Source organism: Roseovarius sp. B08, assembly GCF_051417955.1.
Classification (GTDB): domain Bacteria; phylum Pseudomonadota; class Alphaproteobacteria; order Rhodobacterales; family Rhodobacteraceae; genus Roseovarius.
Map to the genome: position 1 here is coordinate 127,040 of NZ_JBPRLW010000001.1, position 25,313 is coordinate 152,352.

The window sequence follows — 25,313 nt, forward strand, 5'->3', positions numbered from 1 at the left end:
ATTCCGGCTTCTGGAAGGCTTCAACAAGATCGTTCAGGACCACGCTCGTCCTGCAATTGAGCCGGGCTATACCGCTATGTGTCTCGTCGGCAACATCCGAGCACCTGTCGTTGCCGGCAGAATTTCGCGCGGGGCAACGGCTTTGATGCTGTACGGTTGTTCGTCCAGACACCGCGGTCTACCAATTCCAATGGCGCCGCCACGCGATATGGCATACCATGACTAGGAATATCAGAGGGCGTTCCACATGAGCCGGCTAGCTTTTGGCGACGATGCGTCTTCACAGATCGACATCTCGATAAACCTGAACGAGTATCTTGCTGCGATTATCGACAGTTCCGACGACGCGATCATCACCAAGAATCTCGATGGTATCATACAGACCTGGAATCCGGGCGCCGAGCGCCTGTTCGGCTACTCTGCCCTGGAGGCCGTCGGGCAGCCGATCCTGATGCTCATACCCGAGGAACGGCAGCACGAGGAGGTGGACATCATCTCGCGGCTTCGCCGCGGTGAACGCATCAGGCACTTCGAAACGGTCCGTCGGCGTAAAGGTGGGTCGCTTGTGCCGATCTCCCTGACGATCTCGCCGGTAAGAAATTCGAGCGGTGAGATCATCGGTGCCTCGAAAATCGCGCGCGACATCACGCACCAGGTCGAGGCGGCCGAACGGCAGAACCTTCTCCTTGCGGAAATGCGCCACCGGATCGGCAATTGCTTTGCGGTTGTCGGAAGCCTCATTTCAGTCAATGCCCGACAGGTCGAGACAGCCAGCGAACTTGCAAGCTTGATGCAGAAACGTCTGACGGCGCTTTCCGAGGCTCACAGGCTGGCAGTCGCTGATCCTGCCGGAGACTCCACAGGCAGCACATCGCTGCGCGATCTCATCGATTCGGTCGTCGCACCGTTTGCCGGAAATCAAGCCGTCGAACTCGACGTGGAAGATATCAGTGTTGCTCCGGATGCGCTCATGCCGCTCGCGCTTGTCCTCTATGAGCTTTGCACCAATGCTGCGAAATACGGGGCGCTCGGTCAGAGTGATGGCGGCCTTCTGATCGTGGCGCGCCGCGAGGGAGAAAGATTCCTGATTGACTGGCAGGAACGATGCCGCCTCGACCCGCAGGAAGGGGGACATAAGGGTTTTGGCACGCAAATGTGCGACAGTGTCGTGAAATCGTCGCTCGGGGGCGTGGTTGCCCGGACGTTCGAAGCCTCGGGAATGACTGCAACGATCGACCTCGATCTGCACTTGCTTCAGGCGAAATAGCCGTCGCGACATCTGCACGAGATGAAGCCTTTCACACCGATTTTGCGAATGGTGACTGGGGAGCTTCGGGTGGTCTTGGGAGACGCTGCCGCATTCCGTCTGCTCCACATTGAACAGTCGCAGGTACCTCTGCGCTTGCTGTCATGGTGGAACATATACGGAGCTTGTCGGTTGGGTTCAGTCCAACTGTTTGGATAGCCCAAGGTACCCCGAAAGGAACGCTCCATGAGTATCGAGAAAATGATTTCCGAACATCCCGACGTGGCCGGTCGTCTGAACGAACCCCTGGCCAAGGCCGTTCGCCATGCAATGTATTGCGCGGCGATCTGCAACTCATGCGCAGACGCCTGTCTGGCGGAAGACGATGTCGAAAAGAGGGTCGATTGCGTGCGCCACTGCATGGATTGCGCTGACATCTGCGCCGCGACCTACCGCGTTGCCACCCGTCGGACCGGCAGCAACCAATCCGTTCTGCGCTCTATGCTCGAGCTTTGCGCGAGCGCCTGCGATGCCTGTGAAGAGATGTGTTCTCATCATGATGATGCCCACTGCAAGCGCTGCGCACAGATGTGCCGTGAATGCGCTGAGGATTGCAGGACCGCAGCTGAAAATCTCTGAGCGTCCGGGAGGGCCGGACGACGTCCAGAACTGGTTGAAAAAATGACCAAACGTCGAAGGGCGATTTGATCCGTCCCCTGATTTGAACCGCAAGGGTCGCGCGTGATCGGCTGCTTTTGCTCGCGGTCGGCGGCGTTGGCGTTGGCCTGAATGTGGAACCCGGCCTTGAGGACTCCGTTACACCAACGTGGCTTCGGCGCAGCCGATAGCGGCTCCGAGCACTCGATAGTGTCATGCGAGTAACCTTGGAAACCAACTCAGGTCAGGAATTCGCCATGAAAAACCCCCTGCAGCCGTCGGTCGATAAAATCGGTTCCAACGAGAACGTGCTGAATCCGACCGTGGGCGCATGCGACCCGGACGGCAGATCGGCCGCGACCGCAACGTGACGCCCTCGGTCCCACTCCCTGCGCCGTACGCAGCGAAGCTGGCGAAAACACCACGGCGGTGGGTCGCGACCGTGATGCGCTACCTGGCGCTGCTGCCATTCGTCCTTTTGTCGACCATGTTCGAGGCGGCGGCACAGGATGGAAGCGATTACTGGTACGCGTCCGAAACCCTCAATTCCGGGCTGTCCGAGACCGTCGGAAGCGGTCTTGACCGATCGACCCCGCGCCAGTCCATGCGCGGTTTCATCGCCTCCGCCGATGCCGGGGACTTCACCCGCGCCGCGCATTATCTCAACCTGTCGCGGCTGGAGCCATCGGTGCAGTCGGAACGCGGGCCGATACTTGCCCGGAAACTGGCTTCGGTCCTTGCGCGGCAGGTCTGGATCGATTGGACCAGCCTGCCCGCTCGCCCCGATGCGCGGATCGAACAAAGCGGCGGCTCCGCAGACCGAGCGGGGCAACCTCGCCGTGATCTGGCCATCGAGACGCTGGAGGCCGACGAAACCGCCTATGACATCCGCCTGGCGCGTTACAAGCCGACCGACGCGCCAGCGGTGTGGCTGTTCACCCCACAGACCGTCGACAACACGGGTCCGCTCTATTCCGCTTTCGGCCCACGAAAATACGAAGACCTCATCCCGACCGTGCTGAAGCGCGAAATCTGGGGCTTGTGGCTTTGGGAATGGATCGCGGTGCCGCTGGCAGCAGGCGGGGTACTTCTGCTGGGCTGGGCGACGTACGCCGCGGTGACAGCACTGTCCAAGCGGGCGGATCGAGGCTGGCTGAGAGTCGGGCTCGAGCGCAGCGGTCTGCCCCTGGCGATCCTCGTCATGGCCGCGTCAGGCCAGATGATCCTGAGCTGGGTTCTGTCTTTCTCGGGACAGATACAGGCGTTCCTGCGCCCTACATTGACGATCCTGATGGTATGGGGCGTCGGGATGACCCTTCTGCGTATGCTCGATGCCATGCTGCACCGCATCACCCTGCGCTTTGTCGGCGAGATCGACGACAAACGCGGACGCGACGAACGTGAATTCTACACATCGATCTATGCGCTGCGACGGTTGATCGTGCTGGTCATGGTCGGCTTGGCCGCCATCGTGATACTGGCGCAGCTGAACCTGTTTGACAGCGTCGGCATGACCCTGTTGGCCTCGGCGGGTGTGCTGACCGTGATCTTCGGTATCGCCGGCCAGGCGGTGCTCGGCAATATCCTCGCTTCGCTGCAGATCGCCTTTGCCAAGCCGGTGCGCATCGGCGACGCGATCCTGTTCGAGGGCGACTGGGCCTATGTCGAGGCAATTTTCTACACGTTCATGCGGCTTCGAACCTGGGATCTGCGGCGGATCGTGGTGCCCGTCACCTATTTTGTCGCACGACCGTTCGAGAACTGGTCGGTCACGGAGGCGCGCATGATGCGGGTGATCGACCTGTGGCTCGACCCGCTTTGCGATGTCGACGCGTTGCGCCGAAAATTCAGCTCCCTGCTGCACGAGGATCCCGACATCTCGGAACCCGACAACGCGTTCACCTATACGACAGACCATACTGCCGAAGGGCTCAAGATCAGCTTTTTCGCAATGATGCCCGATCCCTCGACCGGGTGGACGGTGCAAAGTCGCCTGCGAGAGCAACTGCTGGCGTTTCTGCGTGATAACCACCCGGACTGGCTGGTCCGCGAACGCGTGCTCGATGTCGGAAACAACGAGAAAGGCGATGGCAGTTCGGCCCGGACTGCAGGAATGGACTGAGAACCCAGCCGCTTCGATGAGGGCATCGGCAATCCGGGTCCGGAACCGGTTTCCAAATCGCTGGTTGAGTTCCTGATGCCGAACACTCACTGTAGGGAGGATTGCGAGGACTAATTTGAGTCAACTTTCTTCAAAGAAAATTCTTCGTCCAGGCAAGACATGCTGGCGGATCGAGAGCGCGGATAAGCTCTCCGTGATAATCGACGCGGCCGACTATTTCTCGGCCTTTCACTCTGCGGTACAGCAAGCGGAGCATTCCGTCATGATGATCGGCTGGGAATTCGATACACGGATCTCACTCGACCCGCGCGAGAGCAAAGCCGATGTCCCGCATAAGCTGGGTGAGTTCCTGAACTGGGTGACGAAAAAGCGTCCAGACCTGAAGATCTACATGCTCGAATGGGATACGGGCGCTCTGCTGACGCTCGGTCGAGGATCCACGCCTCTCAGGATCATCGATTGGGTTTCGAGTTCACAGATCAGGCTGAGGCTCGATCACGCCCATCCAAGCGGCGCGGCCCACCATCAGAAGATTGTCGTGATTGACGATGTCCTGGCCTTTTGCGGCGGCATCGACACGACAGCGGAGCGCTGGGACACGCGGGATCATGTCGATGACAGCAAATTGCGCCGCAGGCCGACGACAGGGCGTCCTTACGGCCCTTGGCACGACGCGACCACGGCGGTCGACGGCGACGTTGCGGCGGCTCTGGGCGAATTGGCGCGCGACAGATGGCGGGTCGCCACAGGTGAAAGTCTCGAAGCGCCGCCCAGAAGAGACCCATTCTGGCCCGAGGGTCTGGAGCCGTCCATGACTGACGTGGATGTCGGTATCTCACGGACCGCGCCGGCCTATGACAGCCGGGAGGCTGTCCACGAGATCGAGGACTTGTATCTCGAGATCGTTTCCGCCGCGGAGCGAAGTCTTTACATCGAAAGTCAGTACTTCGCGTCGCGCCGGGTCGCCGACGCCATAGCGTCACGGCTGGAGGAGGCGGACGGGCCCGAGATCGTGATCGTGAACCCGGAATCCGCGGACGGCTGGCTGGAAGAAGAGGTCATGGGATCGTCGCGCGCACGCCTTCTCGAGATGATAGCGCAAGCCGACACATATGAACGGTTCCGGCTTTACACGCCCGTGGCGGACGAGGGCACGCCGATCTATGTCCATGCCAAGATCGTGATATGCGACGACCGACTGCTTCGTGTCGGTTCCTCGAACCTCAGCAATCGCTCCATGGGGCTGGACACGGAATGCGACCTGTCGATCGAAGCCGGCACCGGGGATGCAAGCGATGAGAGGCTGCGCAAGCAGATCTCGGCACTTCGCAGCGATCTTCTGTCAGAGCATCTTGGCGTCACCATCGACGTATTCGACGCGCAGCTGGCCAAAGCCGAAGGATCGCTCATAAAGGCGATCGAAGCGCTTCTTGGCGAAGGCCGCAGCCTGGTTCCCTTCGATCCGCCTGAACTCAATTGCGCCGAAGACAACATCCTCGGAGAGAACGACTTGCTGGATCCGGAGCGTCCTGCGCATCGCTGGCGCCCTTTCAGCCTGAAACGCGTTGTCGATATCTTTCGGGGCGCGAAGGCTTCGTGACAAACGGCTGCGGTTCCGCGTGCCTGCCCTGAAGACCGGAACAAGCGTCACTACCGCGCGTTGAGCAGGCACATGCTTTCCACGAACGAGCAATTCTCAAGTCTGGAAAAGTTCGTGAAGGCTGCCGGCAAAGGAGGCCGCAAATGAACCGTCAGACCCCAACCAAGCCCGAGGCATCTTCCGAAGATACAAACCGGCGCGCGCCTGATCCGCGCGACGAGGCGGACGTGGTCGAAGCGAACCGTGCCATGCGCGACGGACATCCCGAGGCCGCGCGCGACGATCGACCGCTGGTCAAACCTCGTCCTTCAGCCCTTGACCAGGAACTTGCCGAGGCCGCCACGCATCCCGACGCCGACCCTGCCGATGTCCGGGCCGGACCCGGCGACGCCGGTGGTCAGCGCAGTCCGAACGTGCCGACACGAGAGCCGGCAAACCCGCGACGCAGCCGAACATCCCTGATCTTCCTTTGCGTCATACTCGCTGTTCTCGCCGTCGCGATGGTCGGGGCCCTGCTCTAGTCACCGGGCGCGGTCGTCAGGTTCCCGCCCTTTCTGGCGCGGATTAGATTGTGGGAGATTTCCATGAGCGTCAAAAGGCTCGTCCTGTTGGGGGGCGCACATGTGCACCTGCCTGACCACCTCGATCATTTGGACCGGCGCGGCTGGCGGGTGACGCAAGTGCATGACCGGGACCCGGCCCGCCAGAACCGGCTTGCCACCGAACTGGACGCACGACCCGTGTCTCTTAACGAGTTGGGGCAGTCAGACTGTGTTGGTGCCCTGGTGTGCAGCGAGACCGCGCATCACGAGGCCGACATTTCGGCCGCGCTACGCGCCGGGTTGGACGTGTTCAGCGAAAAGCCTCTGGCAGGAAGCGCCAGTGCGGCAAAGCGATGCGCCGACCTGGCAAACGCGGAGGGCCGGCGTTTGCACACGGGCTATTTCTTTCGCACCAACCGGGCCCTGCGATGCGCGCGCGACCTCGTGAAAGATGGCGCGCTGGGCAGGATCTCGGAGGCGCGCATGCGCTTTTCCCATGACGGAGGATATGCCGACTGGTTGGATCTCGATTGCTGGATGACCGACCCGGCGCTGGCCCGCTACGACGGATTTGCCGACGAGGCAGTCCATGCCATCGATGCGCTGCAATGGCTGCTTGGTCCCATCGATACGGCCCATGCCGTGACGGGTAACGTGCTGGGTTGGCCCGTGGATGATCACGGCGCAGGGGTGTTGACCTTTCGCAATGGCGCGACCGGCCTTGTCGAGGCCGGCTGGACGGACAAGACCATGCGCCTGGAACTCGACATCGTCGGCGATGCGGGGTGGCTGAACCTGAATGACGGCGTGCTGACCGCAGGACGCCGATCAGAGGCGCGTCCGACGACCGAGATGAAGTTGGCACCTCTCGATGCCGGCGAAGGGATCGAGCCGTTCCTGGATGTGCTGGAGGGCAAGGACGCCATGGGACTGGTGCCTGTCGAGGATGCAGTGCGCGTCAACGAGGTGCTTGACCGGATGGATTTGAACCTTGGCGAGGCGGCAATGGCGCAAGACCGTGCCACGACCTGACCCCGCGCAAGGCGTTTGAGACAATTTAAGTGCTCGAAATCGGGAACTTTCCCGCACGGTCACGGCTTTTAACTAGAGGAACGAAATAGCTCAAGGCGGAGATAGCTCATGTCCGAACAGCCACCGCGTCCATCCCGAAGAGCCCTGTTGAAGATGATCGGACTGGCCGCCGGCTCTGGCACGATGATGAATGCGATGGCAAGTTTGGGACATGCCCGCCAAAGCCCCTACAAAGGTCCGCCTGACCTGTCGGGCGCCCCCGAAGGCGCATCGGTGGTGGTCCTTGGGGCCGGATTGGCCGGCATGTGTGCGGCGTTGGAACTGCGCAAGGCCGGCTACTCGGTCCAGATCCTGGAATATCAAAAACGCGCCGGGGGACGCTGCTGGACGCTCAAGGGCGGCGACACGATCGAGGAGCTTGGCGGCTATACGCAGAATGTCGAATTCTCGGACGGGCAATACATCAACATCGGCCCTTGGCGCATTCCGCATCATCACCTCGCCCTGCTCGACTACTGCCATCGCCTGAATGTTCCGCTAGAGGTCTTCGTTCAGGAAAATCACAACGCCTATCTGCATTCGGCCGACCATTTCGATGGAAAACCGGTGCGATACGGGCATGCCTGGGCCGATTACGTCGGCCAGATCACGGAATTGCTGGCCAAGGCCACCGACGCAGGCGCGCTCGACCAGGCAGCCACCGTCGAGGACACCGAGATTTTGCTGGAGTCGCTGAAGTCCTTCGGCATTCTCGACAAGGATTATCGCTATGTGGAGCGACTGGAGACCGCCGAGTACCGCGGATATCCGGATGCCGGCGCCCCAGGCGGCGGCCTATGGAACGCCGCGCCGGAGCCGTCGGAGCCGATCGCGCTCGACGATCTTCTGACGTCGCGCTTCTGGCAATACATGCGCAACCACACCACCTATCGCCACCATGCCCCGATGTTTCAGCCGGTGGGCGGGATGGAAGAGATCGCACATGCTTTCCACCGGGAGGTCGGCGACCTTATCACCTACAATGCACGCGTGACGCGCGTCGTGCAGGGCGAAGATGGCGTGACGGTCGATTACGAGGCCGCAAGCGGCGATGGCGATGGCGGTCAGGTCAGCGCGGACTACTGCGTATGCACCATCCCCTTCACGGTCCTCAGCCAGCTGGATGTCGACGTCTCGCCGGAGATGCGCCGCGTGATGCGGCAGCTGCATTACTATGAGGCCGTGAAGGCGGGCCTCGAGTTCAAGCGCCGCTTCTGGGAGCGGGACGAGCAGATCTACGGCGGCATCACCCTCACCGACCTGCCGATTGCCGAGATCTCCTATCCATCCAACGAGATGCATTCGGATGGGCCGGGTGTCATCCTTGGCGCGTATGTCTACGGGCCGCACGCCTATGCCTACAATTCCATGTCCCCCGAGGAACGGCTGGAATCGGTGATCTCGCAGGGTGAGCAGATCCATCCGCAGTACCGCGATGAATTCTCCAACGGCGTGGTCCTGAGCTGGCACCGCGTGCCTTGGATGCTTGGATGCTACAGCAAGTGGGACGACCGGGGCAGCGACTACGAGATCGCCGCGACGATGGACAACCGCTTTGTCTGCGCGGGCGAGCACATCTCGTACTTGCCAGGCTGGCAGGAAGGCTCGCTTCTGTCCGCGCTCGATGCCGTGCGGCAGGTGCATGACCGCGCGACCAGCGCGCCCTGACGCCCGGAAGGAGCCATGGAATGAGACACGCGACCCTGACCGCCCTTTCGCTCTGCATATCTGTCGTTGCAACCAGCGTGCTCGCGCAGCAGGGGTCCGAACCCAAGACACCGCAGATCGAGAAGCCGGGTGCGGGAACGTTAGGCGCCACGACCGAGAGTTTCGTCGGAACGGATGGCGCCACGCTCTATCGCCGTGCCTGTTCGGGCTGCCACGGCCCCGAGGGCGGCGGCGTGATGGGCGCGGCCGCCTACCCTGCCCTTGCGGGCAATCCCCGCCTTGCCAGTGCGCGCTATCCCGTCAACCTTGTCATCGAAGGCAACGGCGCCATGCCGTCGTTTGCGGAATGGCTGGACGATGAACAGGTGGCCGCAGTGGTCAACTATCTGCGCAGCAACCTTGGCAACGAGTACGACAGTCAACTGACAGCCGAGGACGTGGCGCAGATGCGCGCAGATTTCGCAGACCTGGACGGAGGGTAGGACCATGCGGGCTTGCACTCCATTTCCCTCCGGCATTGGCCCGCTTTGCGCGGTGGTCGTGTGCCTGGCCGGACCCGCTTTGCCCCAATCCACGGACCTTTTCGACGCCACTCCGCCAGACTCCGCCCGGGCACAGGCGCCGTTTGACGAAGACCGCATCGCGCGGGGCCGCGCGATCGCCAAGGGCGGCGCGGCGCGTGGTGGTGTGCAGATGAAATGCATGGCCTGCCACGGGCTTCAGGGACACGGCGACGGGAGCGTGCCGCGCCTGGCCGGGTTGCCCTATGACTATCTCGCGCGGCAGATAACCAGCTTTCTTGACGGCAGCCGCCCGCACGAAGTGATGACGCCTATCGCCAGTTACCTCGAGGCGGGCGAGGCGGCGGATGTGCTGGCCTATTATGCCAGCCGCGACACACCGCAGATCGAAGCGCCTCGCGATCTCGACTGGCAGCTTGTCAGTGCCGGAAAGGTGCTGGCCTATGCCGGTCGCCAGATGCCGAAGGAAGGCGGAGGCCCCGAGGTCACGGCCTGCGTCATGTGCCACCACGCAGTCGGCGAGCTGGACGACAAGGCGATCGCTCCGCCTCTTGCGGGTCAGCCCGCAGCCTATATCGAGGCGCAACTGGAGGCGTGGAAGACTGGTGACCGAAGCGGTGGTCCGCTTGACGTCATGTCCCGGATCGCCAATGCCCTGACGGAAGAGGAAATTGCGGCGGTCGCCGCCTTCTACGCCAGCCGGAACCCGGCCGAAACAGCAACGGCAGACGACTAGCTGAACCCGCTGCCGCGCCTCATTCGAAAACCGGAGCTTTTTTCTCGACCGTATCGCTTCGCAGCACGGCACGGGCCATCAGCGCCACCGCGCCCAGCATCACGACGCCGCCGCCTGTCCACATGATGGCGCCCGCCAATTGCTGGTCCGCCGCAGCCGTAAGGCCATAAGGCACGGTCGTCAGCACATGCCAGCCATGCCAGACCGAGCGCGAGAACACCAGAAGCGCCGATAGAAGGGTCATTTGTGCGGCCGTCAGCGCCAGCGCTAGAGCGACGAGGTGCGGGCGCGCTTGGATGCTGTGTCGCACCGCGGACCACAGCACCCAGGCCGCGCCCAGCAACGACAGGTGCATCGCCCAGTAAACCAGGTCAGAGTCCAGCGTGGCCGCGTATGGTGCAGGCGCATGCCAGACCCAGAACAACACGCCGAAGACGCCCGCCGCTGGCAGAACCGCACGTATCGGCGCAGGCGCGGCCCGCGCCAGCAGCGGTGCCGCGATCAGCGTCAGCAGAACGTGCTGCGCGACCCGCGCCGAGAAAAGCGCCATCGACGCCGCGCACAGGGGCGACACGAATAGCAGCGCCACCAGCACCCATCCTGCCACGGCGGCGCGGCGGTCGCTGGCTTTCCACGCCAGCGCCAGGGCCAGTGCCGCCAGCCCGGCCATCAACAGCGGATCGAACAGCCAACGCGTCCATAGGTCGGAAGGCACCGGCGGCGTGCCGCAAAAGGGGATATAGGCGTCTTCCATGTGCTTTTCCTTTCCCTAACCGCAGGCCGGCGCCAGCAGGACCGGCGATGCGCTGAACACGATGGCAACCAGCGAGATCACCGTGGTCCAGCGGGCTGCGATGTGAAACTCGGTTCTTTTGCTGCGAAACAGTCTCCAGCCGGCGACGACGAGGGCCACGACCGTGGCGAGCCCGATCGCGATCGCAGCTGTCGTGTAGGATACAACCGCACGCTCGGCGCAGGTCGCGGAGAGTGCCGCATAGACAAAGATGAAATGCAGCGCCCAGGTCAGGGCCGGGCGGGCGATGCCCCAAAGCAGCGGTTCCAATTCCTCGGCGTCGGTTTTTTCGATCATGCGAACACTCCCAGCTGCGGCGCTCCCAGCATGACGGCGGCAGCCACCAGCATCAGGAACGTTACCAGCGCGTAAGGCGCGCGGTTGACCTCCGGAATGCGCTGGCCCTTGCCCGCCAGGCCGAAGACCTTGCGCAGAACGTTGAAGACGCTCCAGTAGCCCAACACGAAAAGCTGCACCGCGACGAAGCCCGCCATCACCCACAGCGTCGCCGCCAGCGCGGTCTGATCCGGCGTCACGGGGCGCAGCGCCTGGTAAAGCGCCCAGCATGCCCCGCCCGCCAGCACGGCGATAACGATGTCATAGAGCACATAGCCATTGCGCCGCGCCAGATACGCCATTGCGGTCAGCGCCGCGCCGGCGACGACCGCCAGTACCGTCCACAACAAATCGGGATCGCCCGCGCGGCGGGTGAAGTCCGGCTGCACGTTCCACAAGTAGAGGACCCCGAAGAGGATCGATGCGAACAGCGCCACCATGATCAGAAGCGTTCCGATCACCGCGATGTAGGTATGCCCCAGCCGCGAGGCGATATCGACCGGAAGTATTCCCTCGGGCCCGGTGTCGACAGTCTGGCCGGTTTCGGATTTCTCCCATGCCCATACGGCAAACCCGATCAGCGTCGTGCCCAGGGCGGCAGCGGCGACATAGTAGAAACTTGCCAGAAGGGCCACCGCCGATACGGCCACGAAAAAAGCGGTGATCATCGGCACCCAGGTCGGATGCGGCAGGCGGACGATCTGCAGGGGCTCGCCGGAGACAGGATGACACCCCACGGTTTCGCGGCGTCCGTGGGGGGCATCGCGCAGCATTCCTTCGATCTCGTGCGCCTCGTTTTCCAACAACTCCGGCTGATCCCACAGCGGTTCACGCGAATGAACCCTGGGGATGGCGTGAAAGTTGTGGCCCGGTGCGATCGGGGCATAGAGCCATTCCAGCGTTCCGGCCTTCCAAGGATCGCGCGGGGCCAACGGCCCGCGCCAGCGGTGCGCGATGAAATCCCAGACAAAGATCAGCACCCCGGCCGCAAGGATATAGGACCCGATACTCGACAGCATGTTCAGCCGGTCCCAGCCGATCCCCTCGGGGTAGGTCGCGATGCGGCGCGGCATGCCGCGAAGGCCGGTGATATGCATCAGGAAGAAGGTCACGTGAAAGCCGATGAACATCAGCCAGAACGCCCATTTTCCCAAACGCTCGGACATCATCCTGCCGGTGAAATGCGGCGTCCAGTAATAGAACGCCCCGATCAGGGGAAAGACCATGCCGCCGATCAGCACGTAATGCAGATGCGCCACCACGAAATAGCTGTCATGCGCCTGCCAGTTGAACGGCACCGAGGCCAGCATGACCCCCGTCAATCCGCCCAGCACGAAGATGAAGAGAAACCCGAGGATGAACAGCATCGGTACCGTCAGCCGCGGTCGCGCCTGTGCCATGGTCAGGATGAAACAGAAGATCTGCACGCCCGTCGGGATCGTCACCACCGTCGATGCAGCCGAAAACAGCGACAGCGTGACGGTCGGCAGCCCGGTGGAAAACATGTGGTGCGCCCAGAGGCCAAAGCTGATGAACCCCATGGTGACCACCGCCGCCACCGCAAAGCCATAGCCGAAAAGGGGTTTGCCGACAAAGGTCGGCAGCATCGTCGCCACCATGCCGGCGGCGGGCAGGAAGATGATATAGACCTCCGGATGCCCGAACAGCCAGAACAGATGCTGCCACAGCAGCGGGTCGCCCCCCATGGCAGGGTCGAAGAACGGCAGGCCCAGCACGCGCTCGATCTCCAGCAGTATCGAGCCGATGATCAGCGGAGGAAAGCCCACCGCGATCATGAAGGCCGTCACCAGCATGTACCAACCGAAGATCGGCATCTTTGCCAGCGACATTCCCGGCGCGCGCGTGCACAGGATCGCGGCGATGATCTCGACCGCTGCCGTGACGCTCGCGATCTCGGCAAAGGTGATGCCGATCAGCCAGAAATCCGCCGACAGTCCGGGCGTGTATTCCTTGGTCGACAGGGGGTATACATGAACCAACCGCCGTCCGGCGCGGCGTCGAACAGGAACGACGCCAGCACGATCAGACCGCCGAAGAGGTAGCACCAATAGCCGAACGCCCCCAGTCGCGGAAAGATCAGGTCCCTTGCGCCCAGCATCAGCGGCAGCAGGTAAACCCCGAACCCCTCGAGGATGGGGATCGCGAACAAAAACATCATCAACGTGCCATGCATGGTGAAGACCTGGTTGTAGGTCTCGGCATCCAGGAACGTGTTTTCCGGCACGATAAGCTGGGTGCGCACCAGGATCGCAAGCATCCCCGCGATGAGGAAAAAGATCAGCCCCGTGACAATGAATCGTTGCCCAACCACCCGGTGCGACACCGACGACAGCTTGCGCCAGCCGGGCGGTGTGGCCCAGGCCTTTTCGTAGGTGGGCAGGCTGTCGAGAACCGGACCCTGAACAGGTTTGTTGGGAGTTTCAGTCATTTCAGGCTCGACAGATAATGCGCAACCGCCCGCAGATCAGGGCCGCTGAGATGATTGTAGGAGGGCATGTTCGCGCCCGGCTTCATGTCCTGCACATCGGCGATCCAGCCCGCCAGGTTGCCGACATTCATCCGCCACATCCCGGCCCCCAGCGCCCGCGCGCGCCCACGCGGGTCAGGTCCGGCCCGACACGCGCGCCCTCGGCCACGCCGCGAATGGCATGGCAGGCGCTGCAGCCTTCGCTAAGGAATACGTCGCGCCCCTGTTTCAGTTGCAGCGTGTCGGCATCGCGCGCCTCGTCCGAAAGGCCGGCCGTGAAACTGTCGAAGTCGTCCTTTTCCAGAACCACCACTTCGAAGGCCATCAGCGGATGAGACAAGCCGCAGAATTCGGCACATTGGCCGCGAAACCGGCCTGTCCGGCTGGCCTCGACGGTCAGTTCGTTCACCCGTCCCGGGATCATGTCGATCTTGCCGCTGATCGACGGCACCCAGAACGAGTGTATCACATCCTCGGACTTCAGGCGGAACGTCACCGGCGTATCGACTGGCAGGATGATCTCGTTGGCGTCGCGCAGCGCGCGGCCGTCGGGATCATAAACCACGTCCCACCAGTACTGGTGGCCCGTCACCTCGATCACCAGCGCGTCTCGATCGACCCGCGCGATGGAGGCAAGCGTGAATGTCGACCCGACCATCAGCGCCACCAATGCGATCACCGGCAAGATGAACCCGCCGGCCCATAGCCACCAGATATGGCCGGGCCTTTCCCGCCGCCAGGCCAGCCAGACCGCCGCCATCACGGCCAGGAAGATTAACGTCGCCGCCACCGACATCGTGATGGTCAGCACCAGCGTGCCTTCCGCTCCGGTTCCGGCGGGGATCAGCGAGGTCTGGCTGTCGAATTGACCCAACGTGCTCTGCTCGCTCATTCGAACCCTCCGAGCGTGTAGAGATAGGCTACCATGTCTTTCGCATCCGCTTCAGTAACGCCAAGGTCGGGCATCGCCGTGTCTTGCGAAAAGTAGGGGGGATTGATCAGCCACCGGGTCAGATCGCCCGGCGCGTTCGTCAAGACGCCCGCAATATAGGCGCGGTCGGCCAGGGACGTCAGCGAGGGGCCTACCGTGCCGCGGGCACCCGGCACGCCGGGGACGACGTGACAGGCTCCGCAACCGTATTCGTTGATCAACTGCCGACCGCGCGCGGGATCTCCGCCCGCTACCCGCATATGCATAGACTGCCACTGCGGGGTGGCGGCCACCGGGTCACTCGCATACCAGCCAGCCAGAGCCTCGCCTCGCTGTTTGCTCCAGGCCAGCGCTGCTCCGACAGGGTCAAAGGCCGGCGCGGCCAGCGCCCAGAGCGTAACCACTCCAAGGACTGCAGCAGTCAAGACGGAGGTCAGGGCGATGCGGATGATCCTTGCGGGCGACATCTGCCCTAGTTTCCGGTGGTCACCGGATTATGGACCCGGTTGTAATATTCGCTGACAGCTTCCATGTCCTCGCGCGTCATCTTCTTGGCGATGCTGCTCATGACGTTCATCGCGTCATTGTCGCGCACGCCCTCTTTCCACAATTGCAGCTGGTAGGTCATGTAATTGGCATACTGCCCTGCCAGGTACGGCACCGACGGAGGATTGCCGGTGCCCTGCGGGCCGTGACAGTTCACGCAGGCCGGAATGCCCTTTTCGGCCGACCCCACCGCGGCCAGCTGACCACCCCATTGCAATTCTCCCTGATCGGCAGCGCCCAACGGCTGGGGGATCGGTGCGCGCACCACCGCGTAATAGGCTGCGACGGCCTCGCGCTCGTGTTCGGTCAGACGTTGCGCGATGCCCGTCATTATATCGTTCGGACGGGCCCCAGAGGCATAGTCATTGAGCTGCTTGTACGTGTACCATGCGGCCTGCCCGGTCAGTCGCGGGAACGATCCCGCGCCGTCGCCGGCACCCTGCCCTCCGTGACAGGTGATGCAGGCCATGCCGGATCCGCCGTTCTCCGCGCCGCCCATCGCGACCAGCCGCCCGAGTTCCAGAAGATCGTCGTCCGGCGCATCCTCGACCGTCGCCGCGAACAGCGTTCTTTCGTCATCAAGCCGCGATTCCAGCACGCCCGGCTCTTCTGTCTCGGTACTCTGCGCGTTCAACACGAGCGGGGCCAAGCCGGCAGTCGCCGCCAGGAGGGAGGCTGCAAGAGCAAAGTATTTCGTGCGTGTCATGGTCATGTTGCAGCTCCTTTACGCATCCATCAGCGGGCGAGGATTCTCGAGGTAGTCGTTCTTGAGATGCTCCAGCGTCCAGTACGCCAACCCCATCAGCGGGCCGGTCGGGTTGTATCCGAGGTTCTGCGGGAAAAGGCATGCCCCGAAGACAAACACATTGTGGTGATCCCACATCTGGCCATACCGGTTCACCACGCTGGTGCTGGGATCGGTGCCGATGACCGCGCCGCCGACATTGTGGGTCGTCTGGTAGGGCACGACGGAATAGTCTTCGCCTTCGGCGGCGAGGTTCGTGGCGCTGACGCTGGTCACGTGATCCATGTTCTCGGCAATCTCGACGGCGCGCTCGGTCACGTATTTCGCCATTTTCCGGTCGTTCTCCGGGAAATTGAACGTCATCCGCAACAACGGTCGACCATGCTGATCGGTCCAGGTGGGGTCGAGGTCGAGAAAGTTCTCCGGCGTCGACATGCTGGATCCATGGATGACGAAATCGGCGTGATGCAGGTAGTTCTCGCGCACAGCCCGTTTCCATTCAGCCCCCCAACTGGGCGTACCGTCGGGCACGGGCTGATAGCTGATCGGTCGACCGTGATATTGTTTGCAGGCGATATAGCCGCCACCGACGAACCCGAGGTCGGAATGGTCGAAATTGTCGCCGTTGTAATCGTCCACCACCATGCCCAGGGCGCCGGCTCCCATGAAGGGGTTGGTGACGATGTCCTTCTCAAGAAACGCGTCCACTGCCGAGATGGTCTGATAGGAATAATTCCGGCCGACCGTGCCGGTGCGCGTTTCCGGATCGTAAGGCGTTCCCAGACCGCTCACCAGCATCAGGTGCACGTTCCACAATGCATAGGCATTCATGCAGACGATATCGGCGGGCTGAAAGATTTCACGCCCGTCGGCATCCACGTAGGTCACGCCGGTGGCAGTCTTGCCGTCCTCGGATTTCTCGACCCGCAGCACGGTGGACTTGAACCGGATTTCAAAGTTCTCGTGCTCCTTGATGCGGTCGTAGACACAGATGATCGGATCGGCCTTGGCGAAATATCCGCAGCCGAAGCGCTCGCAGAAACCGCAATAGGTGCAAGGGTGCAGTTGCGCGCCGTAAGGGTTTTCGTACGCCTTTGTCACGTTTGCGGACGGAAAGGGAAACGGGTGCAGATCCATTTCCTGGGCAGCGCGACCGAACAGGGTGCTGCTGACTGGCTGCTTCATCGCCGGGTTGGGATACTCGTTGCTGCGCGGCCCTTCGAAAATGTTGCCGCCTTCCCGCTGCTCTCCGTCAAGGTTGCCGGCGGTTCCGGCTGCCCCGCAAATCCGCTCGAAGAAATCCAGATGCGGCTCAAGCTCGTCATAGGTCACGCCCCAATCCTGAACGCTCAGATCGTCGGGGATGAAGTCGCTGCCATACCTGTTGTCGTAATGGCTGCGCATTTCCAAGTCTGACGGCAGGGGGCGCCAAAGCTGCCCGTTCCAGTGTATGCCGGCGCCGCCAAGCCCCTCGCCGGGCAGGAAAGACCCCAGCCTGCGCATGGGCAAGGCGCGGTCGCCACGACTGTTGCGGAACGTCAGGGTGTTTTCCCGCACGTTCATCATGTGCGTGTAGCGCAGCCCGTATTTCAACTCGTCATGTTCTTCCGGCGCACCGAAGCTCGTGGCGTCGTGGCGATGATCGCCACGTTCCAGGATCACGCATTTGCGCCCCTCATGCGCCAGTTCGTATGCGGTCGTCAGACCGGTCCAGCCGCCTCCGATGATGACCACGTCTGTCTTGGGTAGTGTCTTGTCCGCCATGCCTCAGGGCTCCTTGCGTACCGGGGCGACGGGCAAGCCGCCATCGCCGCCGGGCTGGTGATTGATACCCATCGGCGCCTTGGGATACGCCACGTTGTGCTTGTCCACGAAAGATTGGTAATAGGCGTGCGCACCGGGGAACCCGACCATTCTCCAGCCGGCATAGTTTTCGTTGCCGCCATAGATGGGGTCGGCGAAGAACCCCTGGTTCGTCAGCTTCCAGACCTCGTCGAAAAATGCGTCCGAGGGCAGGTCGCCCATATCGAGCTCGCCCTCCGACATGGCCGTTACTACGTCGTTGCGCCGTGCATCTTCCATCAGGGCAAAACCGCTTTCCGCCTGTTCAAGGCGCGACAGCCCCTCGCGCATCAACTCCGACGGAAGCAATGGCAGCTGGTAGCCCTGTGACGGTTTGCCCTCGAAAAAAGGACCCTTCATGTACAGCCCCTCGCCGTGCCCGTAGGGTCCGGCCATCTGCAAATCTATGAAATCGACCACGCCGGCCTGGCTTGCGCTGGGGTATTCGTCCTCGGGAATGAGCGTGTCACAAAGTGCCGCCAGCATCCGCGCCTCGGTTTCGGTCAGAAAGGCGAACGGCTGATCGTCCAGGGCCGCAAAGGCATGCTGAGGCTTGGTCAGAGCAACGCCGCTTGTCGCGGCAAGACCCAGGAGCACGGCCCGGCGAGAAAAGGGGTGAGTCATGAAAAATCCTCGTGATGTGAAACGCTCCGTCCTAGATCAACCTCAAACATCCACATCAGGTTCCAGTAATCGCACAATCGGTGCCGCAGGCGCGTCCGCTTCTGTCCCGATCGCACGATCCCGGCGCAAGGACTGTGCCTGCAAATGGAACTTTTGACGCTCCACTTGGCTGTACCGGCAAAGGAATCCAGATGCCCCCTACGGACAAGAAACACCCCCGCCCCGGTGAAACCGAGGCGCATGCGCGGTCCCGCGGACGCGCCGAGAAGCGTGAGCAACGCGAAAACGCCACGTCACCGCCGGAAGAAATCCTGACGGGCCCGGAACGCGACAGGGTGGCGGAAAACGGGCGGCTTTCGGCGCTGACGGTCTATTCCATCATCTTGCGCGAAGGTCAGGAAGAGCTCGAGCGCCCGGCAACTTCGCTCTGGTGGTCCGGTATTGCCGCGGGGATCGGCATTTCCACATCGGTCCTCGCGGTCGCGATCCTGCGCGTGAATCTGGGCGAGGACCACCCGTATCTTTCCGCCATCGGAAGCCTTGGATATACGTTCGGCTTTGTGCTGGTGATCCTGTCACGCCTGCAACTGTTCACGGAAAACACGATCACCGTCATCCTGCCGCTTCTGGCGCAGATATCGCGACATCGCCTGATCTGCACGGCGCGCCTTTGGGGCATCGTGCTCGTGGCGAACCTGGCCGGGACCTTCCTGACCGCCGCGATCGCCGTCCATGCGAACGTGCTGACGCCCGATATCCTTGACGCCGTTTTCGCCATCTCGCGTCACCTTGCGGAACTGTCGCCGCTCGAGGCGCTGTTGCGCGGCATACCGGCGGGATTCTTCATCGCCGCGCTGGTCTGGATGCTGCCGTCCGCCAGGGGAACCGAGGTCTTCGTGATCATCATGTTCACCTGGCTCATCGCCGCCGGGGAATTCACCCATGTCATTGCAGGCTCGAACGAAATCTTCGTGTTGGTCCTCGCCGGGGAAATGGGCCTGCTGACCGCGCTATCGCTGCATATCGCCCCTGTACTGGTCGGCAACATCCTTGGCGGCACCGGGCTCTTTGCCGTGCTTGCCTATGGCCAGATCCGCAACGAGATGTAGCGGCCTGGCTCAATCCTCCTGCGCTCCGAACATTTTTCGCAGACCTTCCCCGACATTGCTGCCGGCGGCGACAAGCACCTTGTCCCCCTCCTTCAGCTTTTCGTCCGCGTCCAGGATCGCATCTTCCTCGGTCCGCGCGATCGCGACCGCCCGCGCGGACCGAGGCATGTCCAGTTCATCCAGGGTCTTGCCGACAAGTTCTTCCGGCACGGGGTAGGTGGTGAAGTGCACCCCCTCGATGATCCCGAGCTGCGACCAGACACGCTCTTCGTTCTCCAACGAGTGGGCGATCGAGGACGCAACGGTGGTATGGGGCGTCACCACGTCTTCAAAGCCCAGTTCCTCGCAGACTTCCAGCAGTTGCGACTGCACGATCTGAAGAACCACGCGCTGGAAACCGATCGATTGGCCAACCACGGCGGCCAGGATATTCACGTCGTCCTGGTTGGTCATCAGCATCAAGGCATCGGCCCCGTCGCCATAGGCGTCGCGCAACGTCCGGGGCAAGGTGCCGTCGCCTTCGATGAATCCGCAATCCAGTCGATCCGACACGTCGTCCAGCCGCTCGCGCGACCGGTCCACAAGGACGATGTTGTGCCCGTTATCCAGCAGTTGCGACACCACCGCCTCGCCAAGCCTCGATGCTCCGATAACGATAATCCTCATGGGTCAGGTCCTTCTCATCCAGGTGCCGGGAAGGCACAATATGATCAATGCGATGAATTCCAGCCGACCAAGCAGCATCGCCACGATCAGCGTCACTTTCAGGTGCGGCGCGAGGTCCGGCGCGACGACGCCCTGGCTCAGTCCCACGGTCGACAGGGCTGACACGACGTCGAACAGACCGGAGAGTGGCGGGATTTCCGAGACCAGGAATATCACCCAGCAGATCAGAACCGCCGCCAGGTAGGTGACCAGAAGCGCGGTGACCGCGATCACCCGGTCCACCGCGACCTTGTCGCCACCATCGCGCAGATAGGTGACCGCACTTGCCGGGACCCGCACGCGCAGCAGGCTCAGCCTGACCATCTGCAACAGCACGACAAGCCGGGCGACCTTGATACCGCCCGCCGTCGACCCCAGGTCGCCGCCGATCACCATCGCGAGCAGCAGCATCGGCAGCAGTGCGATATGGCTCGACACCTCGTTGGTCGAAAACCCCGCCGTGCTGAACCCGCTCAGGAAATTGAGCGCCCCGGAATAAAGTTCGACCAGGCTTGGCGCGTTCACCGCCAGGTCGACAATCGCGAAGATCGTGACACCGCCCGCCATCAGCCCCAATGTTGCCAGAACATGGGATTTGCCCAGCGCAAGGCGCAGGCCGTCGCGCCAGATACGGATATAGAACAGCAATGATACCGCCCCCGCGATGCAGATGCCGATGACCACGCCCTGCGCCAAATAGGAATAGCTGGCCAGGCTGTCGGCACGGGGGAGAACCCGCCGGTCGACGCAGCCGCCAAGGCAACGCTGATGGCTTCCCACCAGTTCGGCAACAGCAAAAGGCACAGGACCATCGCAACGCTTGTCAGCGCCACATAGGCCAGCAAGACCTGCCGGGCCTGTGCCTTGATCGACGACAGGTTATCGCGGTCGGTGATGTTGGTGCTGCTCATGGACAGGGACGCGCCCGAACTGCCGGCAAAGATTGCCAAGCCTGCAAGGGCGATGGCGAACCCCCGCACCACTGGATCCAGCCGCGCAAGAGATGCCCCGGGATGGGCCAGTCCTCGGCGCCAACCGCAAGGCTCAGCCCGGTCGAGGTGATACCCGACACAGCCTCGAACACCGCATCCAGTGGCGGCATCCCAAGCGCCATGAAAGGCGGGGCGACCAACAGGCTGGCGACAACGAATATTAATGCGAAGACCACAAAGGCTTCGACCCGGCGCAGGTCCTGTGGGAACGCCCGCGCGCGGTACCGCAATGCGATCAGCGTCAGGAATATTGCCTGCGGCGTCAGGGACAGGACGAAATTCCACTCCGCGAAGGCCACGCCGGCAATCAACGGCGCCCCGACAACCGCGAGAAGCACGATCGCCTGCTGGGCCATTGCCATGGCTACGACATTAGGGCGGGCACGCAGCGCGGTGGAGGTCGTGAACGCGCTCAAGGCTGACCGGCTTTCTTCCTGAGCATGGCGTTTCAACGCCGGTGCGCCGACATGGTTCCCTGACGGACGAGCCACGGCGGCCAGCGTTCTGCCGGAACTGTATATGCTACCACGTGTTGACTCACTGGCTGCATCCGAAGCGTATGCAGGACCATCCATAGGCGGGAGTTCCCAATGAGCAATGCCGATGAGGGCAATTCCGATGGCGTCCCCAGATCGTTGTCCGATATTCTCGACTCCGTCGAGGACGTCGCGAAAGCCAATGATCAGGTCAGCGTCGGCGACGTTGTCGAGGCGCTCGGCCGCGCCGGGACGGCCGCGTTGATCTTCCTGCCCGCCGTTGTGGCGACGACACCGCTCAGCGGCATACCGGGCCTTTCGGCGCTGTGCGGCATAATGATCGCGCTGATCTCGGCACAGGCCGTCATCGGACGTCGCGGCCTGTGGTTGCCCGGCAAGATCTTGCGCCGGAATGTCGAAGGCGACAAGCTTTACGACGGGCTGGAAAAGGTGCGCCGTCCGCTGATGTTCCTGGAGCGACACACTCACAAGCGATTGTCGTTTCTGACCACCGGGATCGGAGCCCGGCTGTTGTTCTTTTTGTGCATGCTGGGCGGAATGACGATGCCGTTTCTCGAGGTCATCCCGTTCTCGGCCTCTTTCGTCGCGGCAAGCGTTTCTCTTCTGACGATCGCGATCCTGACGCTTGACGGCGCTTTGGTCGTTGCGGCGGCGGCGGTGCTGATGCTTCTGGTCGGTGTCGTAATTTACGTGATCTGATCAGGTCAGGTCCGCCACAACGCGATCACCGATCCGCAAGGACAGCGCGGCGATGGTCAGTGTGGAATTCACGCAGGCCCCCGAGGCAAAAACCGACGAACTGGCGATGTAGAGGTTTGGGTGATCGTGGCTACGGCAGTCACCGTCCACTACCGAATCCGTCGGATCGTCCCCCATGATCGTGCTGCCCATGATGTGATTGTTGGGCCGGAAGCCTTCGCTGCCATCTTCGATGCTGACCAGCGACGCTTCCAGCTTGTCGACGATGTCGCGGAACATGCCGGCCGTGTGCTGGGCGCTGTCCCGCACGTAGTCTCCGATGCTGTAGTGGATACTCGGGCGCGGAAGGCCCAGCGGGTCGGTTTTGTCCGGGCTCAGCGTCAGCCGGTTTTCAGGATCCGGCAGCTGTTCGTGGAAATTGGCGATGGCACAGCGGCGGGCGGCCCTGTCACGCACCGTGGTCGCAAGAGCCTCGCCGGTAAGACCTTCGTCGATGGCCTCCTCCGCCACACTGTCGACCGATGACCCGTTCCAAAGGTGCAGTTTCTTGGCGGACATTCGGCGGCGATGATCGCCATCCCGGAATTTCAGGATCGAGGTATTTTCCTGCGGTCCCCGCCCGGGCCAGACCGGCATCGGCATGTCAAAGACCACCTGCGTGCCCGGGTGATCCATCAGGTTGCGCCCCACCTGCCCGGAACTGTTGCCGATACCCTCCGGCGCATCTTCGCCGGCAGACATCAGCATCAGCCGTGGGATCTCAATCCCGTTTGCCGCCAGAACGAAACTGCGCGCACGCACGCGATGTTCCGACCGGTCCGGTTTCAGATACCGGACCGCGACGATGTCGCCATTGGCGTCCTGTTCGATGAAATGCGCGACCGCCTCGGTAATCACCCTTGCGCCTTGGCGCTCTGCCTTCTCGACAGCCAGGTTGCCCGAGTACTGCGCCCCGATGGGGCAGATCGGCATACAATTGTTGTTGCCACAGCAGGGCGGGCGCCCGTCATAGAGTTCGCGATTGCGGGCCACCGGCTCGGTCTGCATGAGATACCCGTGCGGATTCAACCGTTCGGCGATCACCCGGTCCATATAGCTGACCGGCATTGCTTCCATCGGAAAGGGCGCGCTGCGCGGGGCAAGGCCCTCGTCCGGCTGTCCCGCGACGCCCATGAGAGTTTCTGCTTCCAGGTAATAGGGCTCCAGGTCGCGGTAACCGATGGGCCAGTCGCGACCGACGCCGTAAAGCCCCCTCAGCTTGAAGTCGTTCGGAAGAAAACGCCAGGTCGCCGCGGCCCAGTGCCATGTCGTGCCGCCGACACCGCGGACGAATTGCTGATTATACGGGTCCGGGCCGGTCTGGATCAGATAGTTGCCCCAGTTGCTGGGATCCGGCACCGGTGCATGGGCGGGTTGTGGATACGGCGCCATGAAATCCGTGCGCGCCGAGTGCCGCCAGTTCTGCACCAGCTCCTCTCGCCTCAGGCGTGGGCCGGATTCAAGGATCAATACCTTCAGGCCTGCGGCAGAGGCCTTGTCCGCCACCATGCCTCCGGCGACGCCCGCGCCCACCACGACGATGTCGGGCTCGTACTCCACTTCAATGATCGCCACCGCGGTCCTCCTGGAAACGTCCCGTGCCAGAATGACAACACGCGCCGCGTCACCCGGGTTCCGATATTCTTGGAACGGTTGCGCAGACTGCACGTTGACCGGACAATCAGCGGAGACAGCGGCATGACAGCAACGTACCGAGCAAGCGCATTCCTCGCCGCAGGCGTGGCACTCCTGGCGCCGGGTACGGCAGCGTCGCAATCGTCCGACATCTTGCTGAATTGCACCTCCTGTCACAGCCTGTCCAACACGGAGGCGCCGCGCTATCCCGTCCTCAACGGGCAACCGGTCAACTACCTCATCGAACAACTCGCCGCTTTTCGGTCCGGCGCGCGCACCCATCCGCAGATGCGTCGGACGGCGATCGCGCTCGGGTCAGAGGGCGCGCCGGCAATGTCACGCATGTATGCCGATGCACCCCCACCTGAACTCACGCCGCAGCCCCGGGAGGAGCGCTTTGCCGATGCGATCCGCCTCATGACCGAGGGTGCCTGGGAGCGCGGGATCGCACCCTGCGCGTCCTGTCATGTTCTTCCCGGCGCCGACGAAGACGGCATTGAGACAGGGGCGCATGATGCCCCCTGGATACACGGTCAGCCGGAAACCTATCTGGCCGGCACCTTGCGGGCTTTTGCCAGCGGCGAACGCGATACGGGGGGGCTGCGACGGATGCAGGCCTACGCCGAACGCCTGACCGACAACGAGATCGCCGACCTTTCGGCCTACCTCGCCGCATATGCCACGACGGAGGATGAGCAATGACCGATAGATCGAACCATCACTTGTCCCGCCGCGAACTCGTGATCAGCGGCAGCAGCCTGATCCTGTTCGGCGCAACCGCTTCGTCCCAAGTCGCGGCGCAAACATCCCATATCGACATTTCCACGCGCCTTGCCGCGCATGCCGGTGTCGAGGCGTTGCCACGCGAGCTTTTCGCCAACCTGACGGATGCGCTCTCGCCCGAAACCCGCGACGTTCTGGGCCGAGAGGACACATTGCCCGAGGATCTATCCAAGCGCGTCCTGAAGGGCCTTTACTCCGGCGTCCTGCCCGCCGCGAGCGAGGACGGTGATCCGACGCGCATCGGCTTTTCCAACGCGCTGAAGTGGGAGGCCATCGACGCCACCAACAACGTCATCACCTATTGCGGCGGCGTCCCGCATTTCTGGGCGGACCCGCCTGAGGTGACATAACTGCGCCACGGACGGGACTGCCCCCGACGATCCGGC

General features: G+C 62.6%; 27 protein-coding genes. 13 read left to right on the forward strand and 14 right to left on the reverse strand.

All coding sequences use genetic code 11. The features are described 5' to 3' along the window. Positions 1-247 precede the first annotated feature (247 nt). From ACSQ76_RS00635 to ACSQ76_RS00675, 9 genes are all read left to right on the forward strand, one after another. Complete coding sequence (locus ACSQ76_RS00635; RefSeq protein ID WP_437155046.1) at positions 248-1,267, forward strand: PAS domain S-box protein; 1,020 nt, start codon at positions 248-250, stop codon at positions 1,265-1,267. Between the two features lie 225 nt (positions 1,268-1,492). Then, positions 1,493-1,885 carry a four-helix bundle copper-binding protein gene (locus ACSQ76_RS00640; RefSeq protein ID WP_306128789.1) on the forward strand — a complete coding sequence of 131 codons (393 nt, stop codon included), beginning with the start codon at positions 1,493-1,495 and terminating at the stop codon, positions 1,883-1,885. 463 nt (positions 1,886-2,348) lie between these two features. Beyond that, entirely contained in the window at positions 2,349-4,025 is a 1,677-nt protein-coding gene (locus ACSQ76_RS00645) for a mechanosensitive ion channel family protein (RefSeq protein ID WP_437158131.1), read from the forward strand. A gap of 193 nt (positions 4,026-4,218) precedes the next feature. Next, complete coding sequence (locus ACSQ76_RS00650) at positions 4,219-5,625, forward strand: phospholipase D-like domain-containing protein (protein WP_437155047.1); 1,407 nt, start codon at positions 4,219-4,221, stop codon at positions 5,623-5,625. Positions 5,626-5,768: 143 nt separating this feature from the next. Further along, positions 5,769-6,146: a hypothetical protein gene (locus ACSQ76_RS00655; protein WP_437155048.1), complete on the forward strand. Its 378-nt coding sequence runs from the start codon at positions 5,769-5,771 to the stop codon at positions 6,144-6,146. A 63-nt stretch (positions 6,147-6,209) separates the two neighbouring features. Next, positions 6,210-7,199 (forward strand): Gfo/Idh/MocA family protein, encoded by a 990-nt coding sequence (locus ACSQ76_RS00660; RefSeq protein WP_437155049.1) that lies wholly within the window; start codon positions 6,210-6,212, stop codon positions 7,197-7,199. 153 nt (positions 7,200-7,352) lie between these two features. Further along, a complete protein-coding gene (locus ACSQ76_RS00665; RefSeq protein ID WP_437158132.1) occupies positions 7,353-8,906 on the forward strand; it encodes a flavin monoamine oxidase family protein in 1,554 nt (517 codons plus the stop codon). Between the two features lie 20 nt (positions 8,907-8,926). After that, the gene (locus tag ACSQ76_RS00670; protein WP_437155050.1) at positions 8,927-9,388 is read left to right on the forward strand and encodes a c-type cytochrome; all 462 of its coding nucleotides are present in this window, start codon (positions 8,927-8,929) and stop codon (positions 9,386-9,388) included. A gap of 79 nt (positions 9,389-9,467) precedes the next feature. Then, positions 9,468-10,163, forward strand: a complete 696-nt coding sequence (locus tag ACSQ76_RS00675; protein WP_437155051.1) for a c-type cytochrome — start codon at positions 9,468-9,470, stop codon at positions 10,161-10,163. A gap of 19 nt (positions 10,164-10,182) precedes the next feature. On the opposite strand, the gene ACSQ76_RS00680 is transcribed toward ACSQ76_RS00675, so the two are convergent. Genes ACSQ76_RS00680 through ACSQ76_RS00725 form a run of 10 tightly spaced genes read right to left on the reverse strand, consistent with a single transcriptional unit; the run spans position 10,183 to position 18,468 of the window. Next, the gene (locus tag ACSQ76_RS00680) at positions 10,183-10,917 is read right to left on the reverse strand and encodes a cytochrome c oxidase assembly protein (RefSeq protein ID WP_437155052.1); all 735 of its coding nucleotides are present in this window, start codon (positions 10,915-10,917) and stop codon (positions 10,183-10,185) included. A 15-nt stretch (positions 10,918-10,932) separates the two neighbouring features. Continuing rightward, complete coding sequence (locus ACSQ76_RS00685; RefSeq protein WP_437155053.1) at positions 10,933-11,253, reverse strand: hypothetical protein; 321 nt, start codon at positions 11,251-11,253, stop codon at positions 10,933-10,935. After that, positions 11,250-13,292, reverse strand: a complete 2,043-nt coding sequence (locus tag ACSQ76_RS00690; protein ID WP_437155054.1) for a cbb3-type cytochrome c oxidase subunit I — start codon at positions 13,290-13,292, stop codon at positions 11,250-11,252. Before ACSQ76_RS00690 ends, ACSQ76_RS00685 begins: the two co-directional genes overlap by 4 nt. Next, positions 13,226-13,741, reverse strand: a complete 516-nt coding sequence (locus tag ACSQ76_RS00695) for a cbb3-type cytochrome c oxidase subunit I (RefSeq protein ID WP_437155055.1) — start codon at positions 13,739-13,741, stop codon at positions 13,226-13,228. Before ACSQ76_RS00695 ends, ACSQ76_RS00690 begins: the two co-directional genes overlap by 67 nt. Then, on the reverse strand, positions 13,738-13,977 hold the full coding sequence (locus tag ACSQ76_RS00700; protein ID WP_437158133.1) for a c-type cytochrome: 240 nt from the start codon (positions 13,975-13,977) through the stop codon (positions 13,738-13,740). Before ACSQ76_RS00700 ends, ACSQ76_RS00695 begins: the two co-directional genes overlap by 4 nt. Continuing rightward, positions 13,869-14,672: a cytochrome c oxidase subunit II gene (gene coxB / locus ACSQ76_RS00705; protein ID WP_437155056.1), complete on the reverse strand. Its 804-nt coding sequence runs from the start codon at positions 14,670-14,672 to the stop codon at positions 13,869-13,871. The genes ACSQ76_RS00700 and coxB overlap by 109 nt, the downstream gene beginning before the upstream one ends. Next, positions 14,669-15,136, reverse strand: coding sequence for a c-type cytochrome (locus ACSQ76_RS00710; protein WP_437155057.1), 468 nt, complete (start codon positions 15,134-15,136; stop codon positions 14,669-14,671). The genes coxB and ACSQ76_RS00710 overlap by 4 nt, the downstream gene beginning before the upstream one ends. A gap of 47 nt (positions 15,137-15,183) precedes the next feature. Further along, positions 15,184-15,969: a c-type cytochrome gene (locus ACSQ76_RS00715; RefSeq protein ID WP_437155058.1), complete on the reverse strand. Its 786-nt coding sequence runs from the start codon at positions 15,967-15,969 to the stop codon at positions 15,184-15,186. A 12-nt stretch (positions 15,970-15,981) separates the two neighbouring features. Beyond that, the gene (locus tag ACSQ76_RS00720; protein ID WP_306128776.1) at positions 15,982-17,766 is read right to left on the reverse strand and encodes a GMC family oxidoreductase; all 1,785 of its coding nucleotides are present in this window, start codon (positions 17,764-17,766) and stop codon (positions 15,982-15,984) included. Positions 17,767-17,769: 3 nt separating this feature from the next. Continuing rightward, positions 17,770-18,468, reverse strand: a complete 699-nt coding sequence (locus ACSQ76_RS00725) for a gluconate 2-dehydrogenase subunit 3 family protein (RefSeq protein ID WP_437155059.1) — start codon at positions 18,466-18,468, stop codon at positions 17,770-17,772. A 191-nt stretch (positions 18,469-18,659) separates the two neighbouring features. Between ACSQ76_RS00725 and ACSQ76_RS00730 the strand changes: the two genes are divergently transcribed. Further along, positions 18,660-19,577 (forward strand): formate/nitrite transporter family protein, encoded by a 918-nt coding sequence (locus tag ACSQ76_RS00730; RefSeq protein WP_437155060.1) that lies wholly within the window; start codon positions 18,660-18,662, stop codon positions 19,575-19,577. A 9-nt stretch (positions 19,578-19,586) separates the two neighbouring features. On the opposite strand, the gene ACSQ76_RS00735 is transcribed toward ACSQ76_RS00730, so the two are convergent. The 3 genes from ACSQ76_RS00735 to ACSQ76_RS00745 all read right to left on the reverse strand — a co-directional run bounded on the left by ACSQ76_RS00735 (position 19,587) and on the right by ACSQ76_RS00745 (position 21,690). Continuing rightward, positions 19,587-20,243, reverse strand: a complete 657-nt coding sequence (locus ACSQ76_RS00735) for a potassium channel family protein (RefSeq protein ID WP_306128773.1) — start codon at positions 20,241-20,243, stop codon at positions 19,587-19,589. Between the two features lie 3 nt (positions 20,244-20,246). Then, positions 20,247-21,086 carry a potassium transporter TrkG gene (locus ACSQ76_RS00740; RefSeq protein WP_437155061.1) on the reverse strand — a complete coding sequence of 280 codons (840 nt, stop codon included), beginning with the start codon at positions 21,084-21,086 and terminating at the stop codon, positions 20,247-20,249. A 103-nt stretch (positions 21,087-21,189) separates the two neighbouring features. Beyond that, positions 21,190-21,690 carry a hypothetical protein gene (locus tag ACSQ76_RS00745; protein ID WP_437155062.1) on the reverse strand — a complete coding sequence of 167 codons (501 nt, stop codon included), beginning with the start codon at positions 21,688-21,690 and terminating at the stop codon, positions 21,190-21,192. Between the two features lie 174 nt (positions 21,691-21,864). Between ACSQ76_RS00745 and ACSQ76_RS00750 the strand changes: the two genes are divergently transcribed. Further along, positions 21,865-22,470, forward strand: coding sequence for an exopolysaccharide biosynthesis protein (locus ACSQ76_RS00750; RefSeq protein ID WP_306128771.1), 606 nt, complete (start codon positions 21,865-21,867; stop codon positions 22,468-22,470). Here ACSQ76_RS00750 and ACSQ76_RS00755 read toward each other — a convergent pair whose 3' ends face one another. After that, entirely contained in the window at positions 22,471-24,084 is a 1,614-nt protein-coding gene (locus tag ACSQ76_RS00755; protein ID WP_437155063.1) for a GMC family oxidoreductase, read from the reverse strand. Positions 24,085-24,207: 123 nt separating this feature from the next. On the opposite strand from ACSQ76_RS00755, the gene ACSQ76_RS00760 reads away from it, so the two are divergent. Both ACSQ76_RS00760 and ACSQ76_RS00765 read left to right on the forward strand, forming a co-directional pair. Beyond that, positions 24,208-24,846: a c-type cytochrome gene (locus ACSQ76_RS00760; protein ID WP_437155064.1), complete on the forward strand. Its 639-nt coding sequence runs from the start codon at positions 24,208-24,210 to the stop codon at positions 24,844-24,846. Further along, positions 24,843-25,277: a hypothetical protein gene (locus tag ACSQ76_RS00765; RefSeq protein WP_437155065.1), complete on the forward strand. Its 435-nt coding sequence runs from the start codon at positions 24,843-24,845 to the stop codon at positions 25,275-25,277. The genes ACSQ76_RS00760 and ACSQ76_RS00765 overlap by 4 nt, the downstream gene beginning before the upstream one ends. The last annotated feature ends 36 nt before the right edge of the window (positions 25,278-25,313 follow it).

What these genes read in the sequence shown, in the direction of transcription:
- ACSQ76_RS00760 (WP_437155064.1), top strand. Translation starts at nt 24,208, where the DNA reads ATGACAGCAACGTACCGAGCAAGCGCATTCCTCGCCGCAGGCGTGGCA.
- ACSQ76_RS00750 (WP_306128771.1), top strand. Translation starts at nt 21,865, where the DNA reads ATGAGCAATGCCGATGAGGGCAATTCCGATGGCGTCCCCAGATCGTTG.
- ACSQ76_RS00680 (WP_437155052.1), bottom strand. Translation starts at nt 10,917, where the DNA reads ATGGAAGACGCCTATATCCCCTTTTGCGGCACGCCGCCGGTGCCTTCC.
- ACSQ76_RS00665 (WP_437158132.1), top strand. Translation starts at nt 7,353, where the DNA reads ATGATCGGACTGGCCGCCGGCTCTGGCACGATGATGAATGCGATGGCA.
- ACSQ76_RS00645 (WP_437158131.1), top strand. Translation starts at nt 2,349, where the DNA reads ATGCGCTACCTGGCGCTGCTGCCATTCGTCCTTTTGTCGACCATGTTC.
- ACSQ76_RS00640 (WP_306128789.1), top strand. Translation starts at nt 1,493, where the DNA reads ATGAGTATCGAGAAAATGATTTCCGAACATCCCGACGTGGCCGGTCGT.
- ACSQ76_RS00735 (WP_306128773.1), bottom strand. Translation starts at nt 20,243, where the DNA reads ATGAGGATTATCGTTATCGGAGCATCGAGGCTTGGCGAGGCGGTGGTG.
- ACSQ76_RS00685 (WP_437155053.1), bottom strand. Translation starts at nt 11,253, where the DNA reads ATGATCGAAAAAACCGACGCCGAGGAATTGGAACCGCTGCTTTGGGGC.
- coxB (WP_437155056.1), bottom strand. Translation starts at nt 14,672, where the DNA reads ATGAGCGAGCAGAGCACGTTGGGTCAATTCGACAGCCAGACCTCGCTG.
- ACSQ76_RS00660 (WP_437155049.1), top strand. Translation starts at nt 6,210, where the DNA reads ATGAGCGTCAAAAGGCTCGTCCTGTTGGGGGGCGCACATGTGCACCTG.
- ACSQ76_RS00720 (WP_306128776.1), bottom strand. Translation starts at nt 17,766, where the DNA reads ATGGCGGACAAGACACTACCCAAGACAGACGTGGTCATCATCGGAGGC.
- ACSQ76_RS00730 (WP_437155060.1), top strand. Translation starts at nt 18,660, where the DNA reads ATGCCCCCTACGGACAAGAAACACCCCCGCCCCGGTGAAACCGAGGCG.
- ACSQ76_RS00635 (WP_437155046.1), top strand. Translation starts at nt 248, where the DNA reads ATGAGCCGGCTAGCTTTTGGCGACGATGCGTCTTCACAGATCGACATC.
- ACSQ76_RS00725 (WP_437155059.1), bottom strand. Translation starts at nt 18,468, where the DNA reads ATGACTCACCCCTTTTCTCGCCGGGCCGTGCTCCTGGGTCTTGCCGCG.
- ACSQ76_RS00695 (WP_437155055.1), bottom strand. Translation starts at nt 13,741, where the DNA reads ATGACTGAAACTCCCAACAAACCTGTTCAGGGTCCGGTTCTCGACAGC.
- ACSQ76_RS00670 (WP_437155050.1), top strand. Translation starts at nt 8,927, where the DNA reads ATGAGACACGCGACCCTGACCGCCCTTTCGCTCTGCATATCTGTCGTT.
- ACSQ76_RS00765 (WP_437155065.1), top strand. Translation starts at nt 24,843, where the DNA reads ATGACCGATAGATCGAACCATCACTTGTCCCGCCGCGAACTCGTGATC.
- ACSQ76_RS00715 (WP_437155058.1), bottom strand. Translation starts at nt 15,969, where the DNA reads ATGACCATGACACGCACGAAATACTTTGCTCTTGCAGCCTCCCTCCTG.
- ACSQ76_RS00655 (WP_437155048.1), top strand. Translation starts at nt 5,769, where the DNA reads ATGAACCGTCAGACCCCAACCAAGCCCGAGGCATCTTCCGAAGATACA.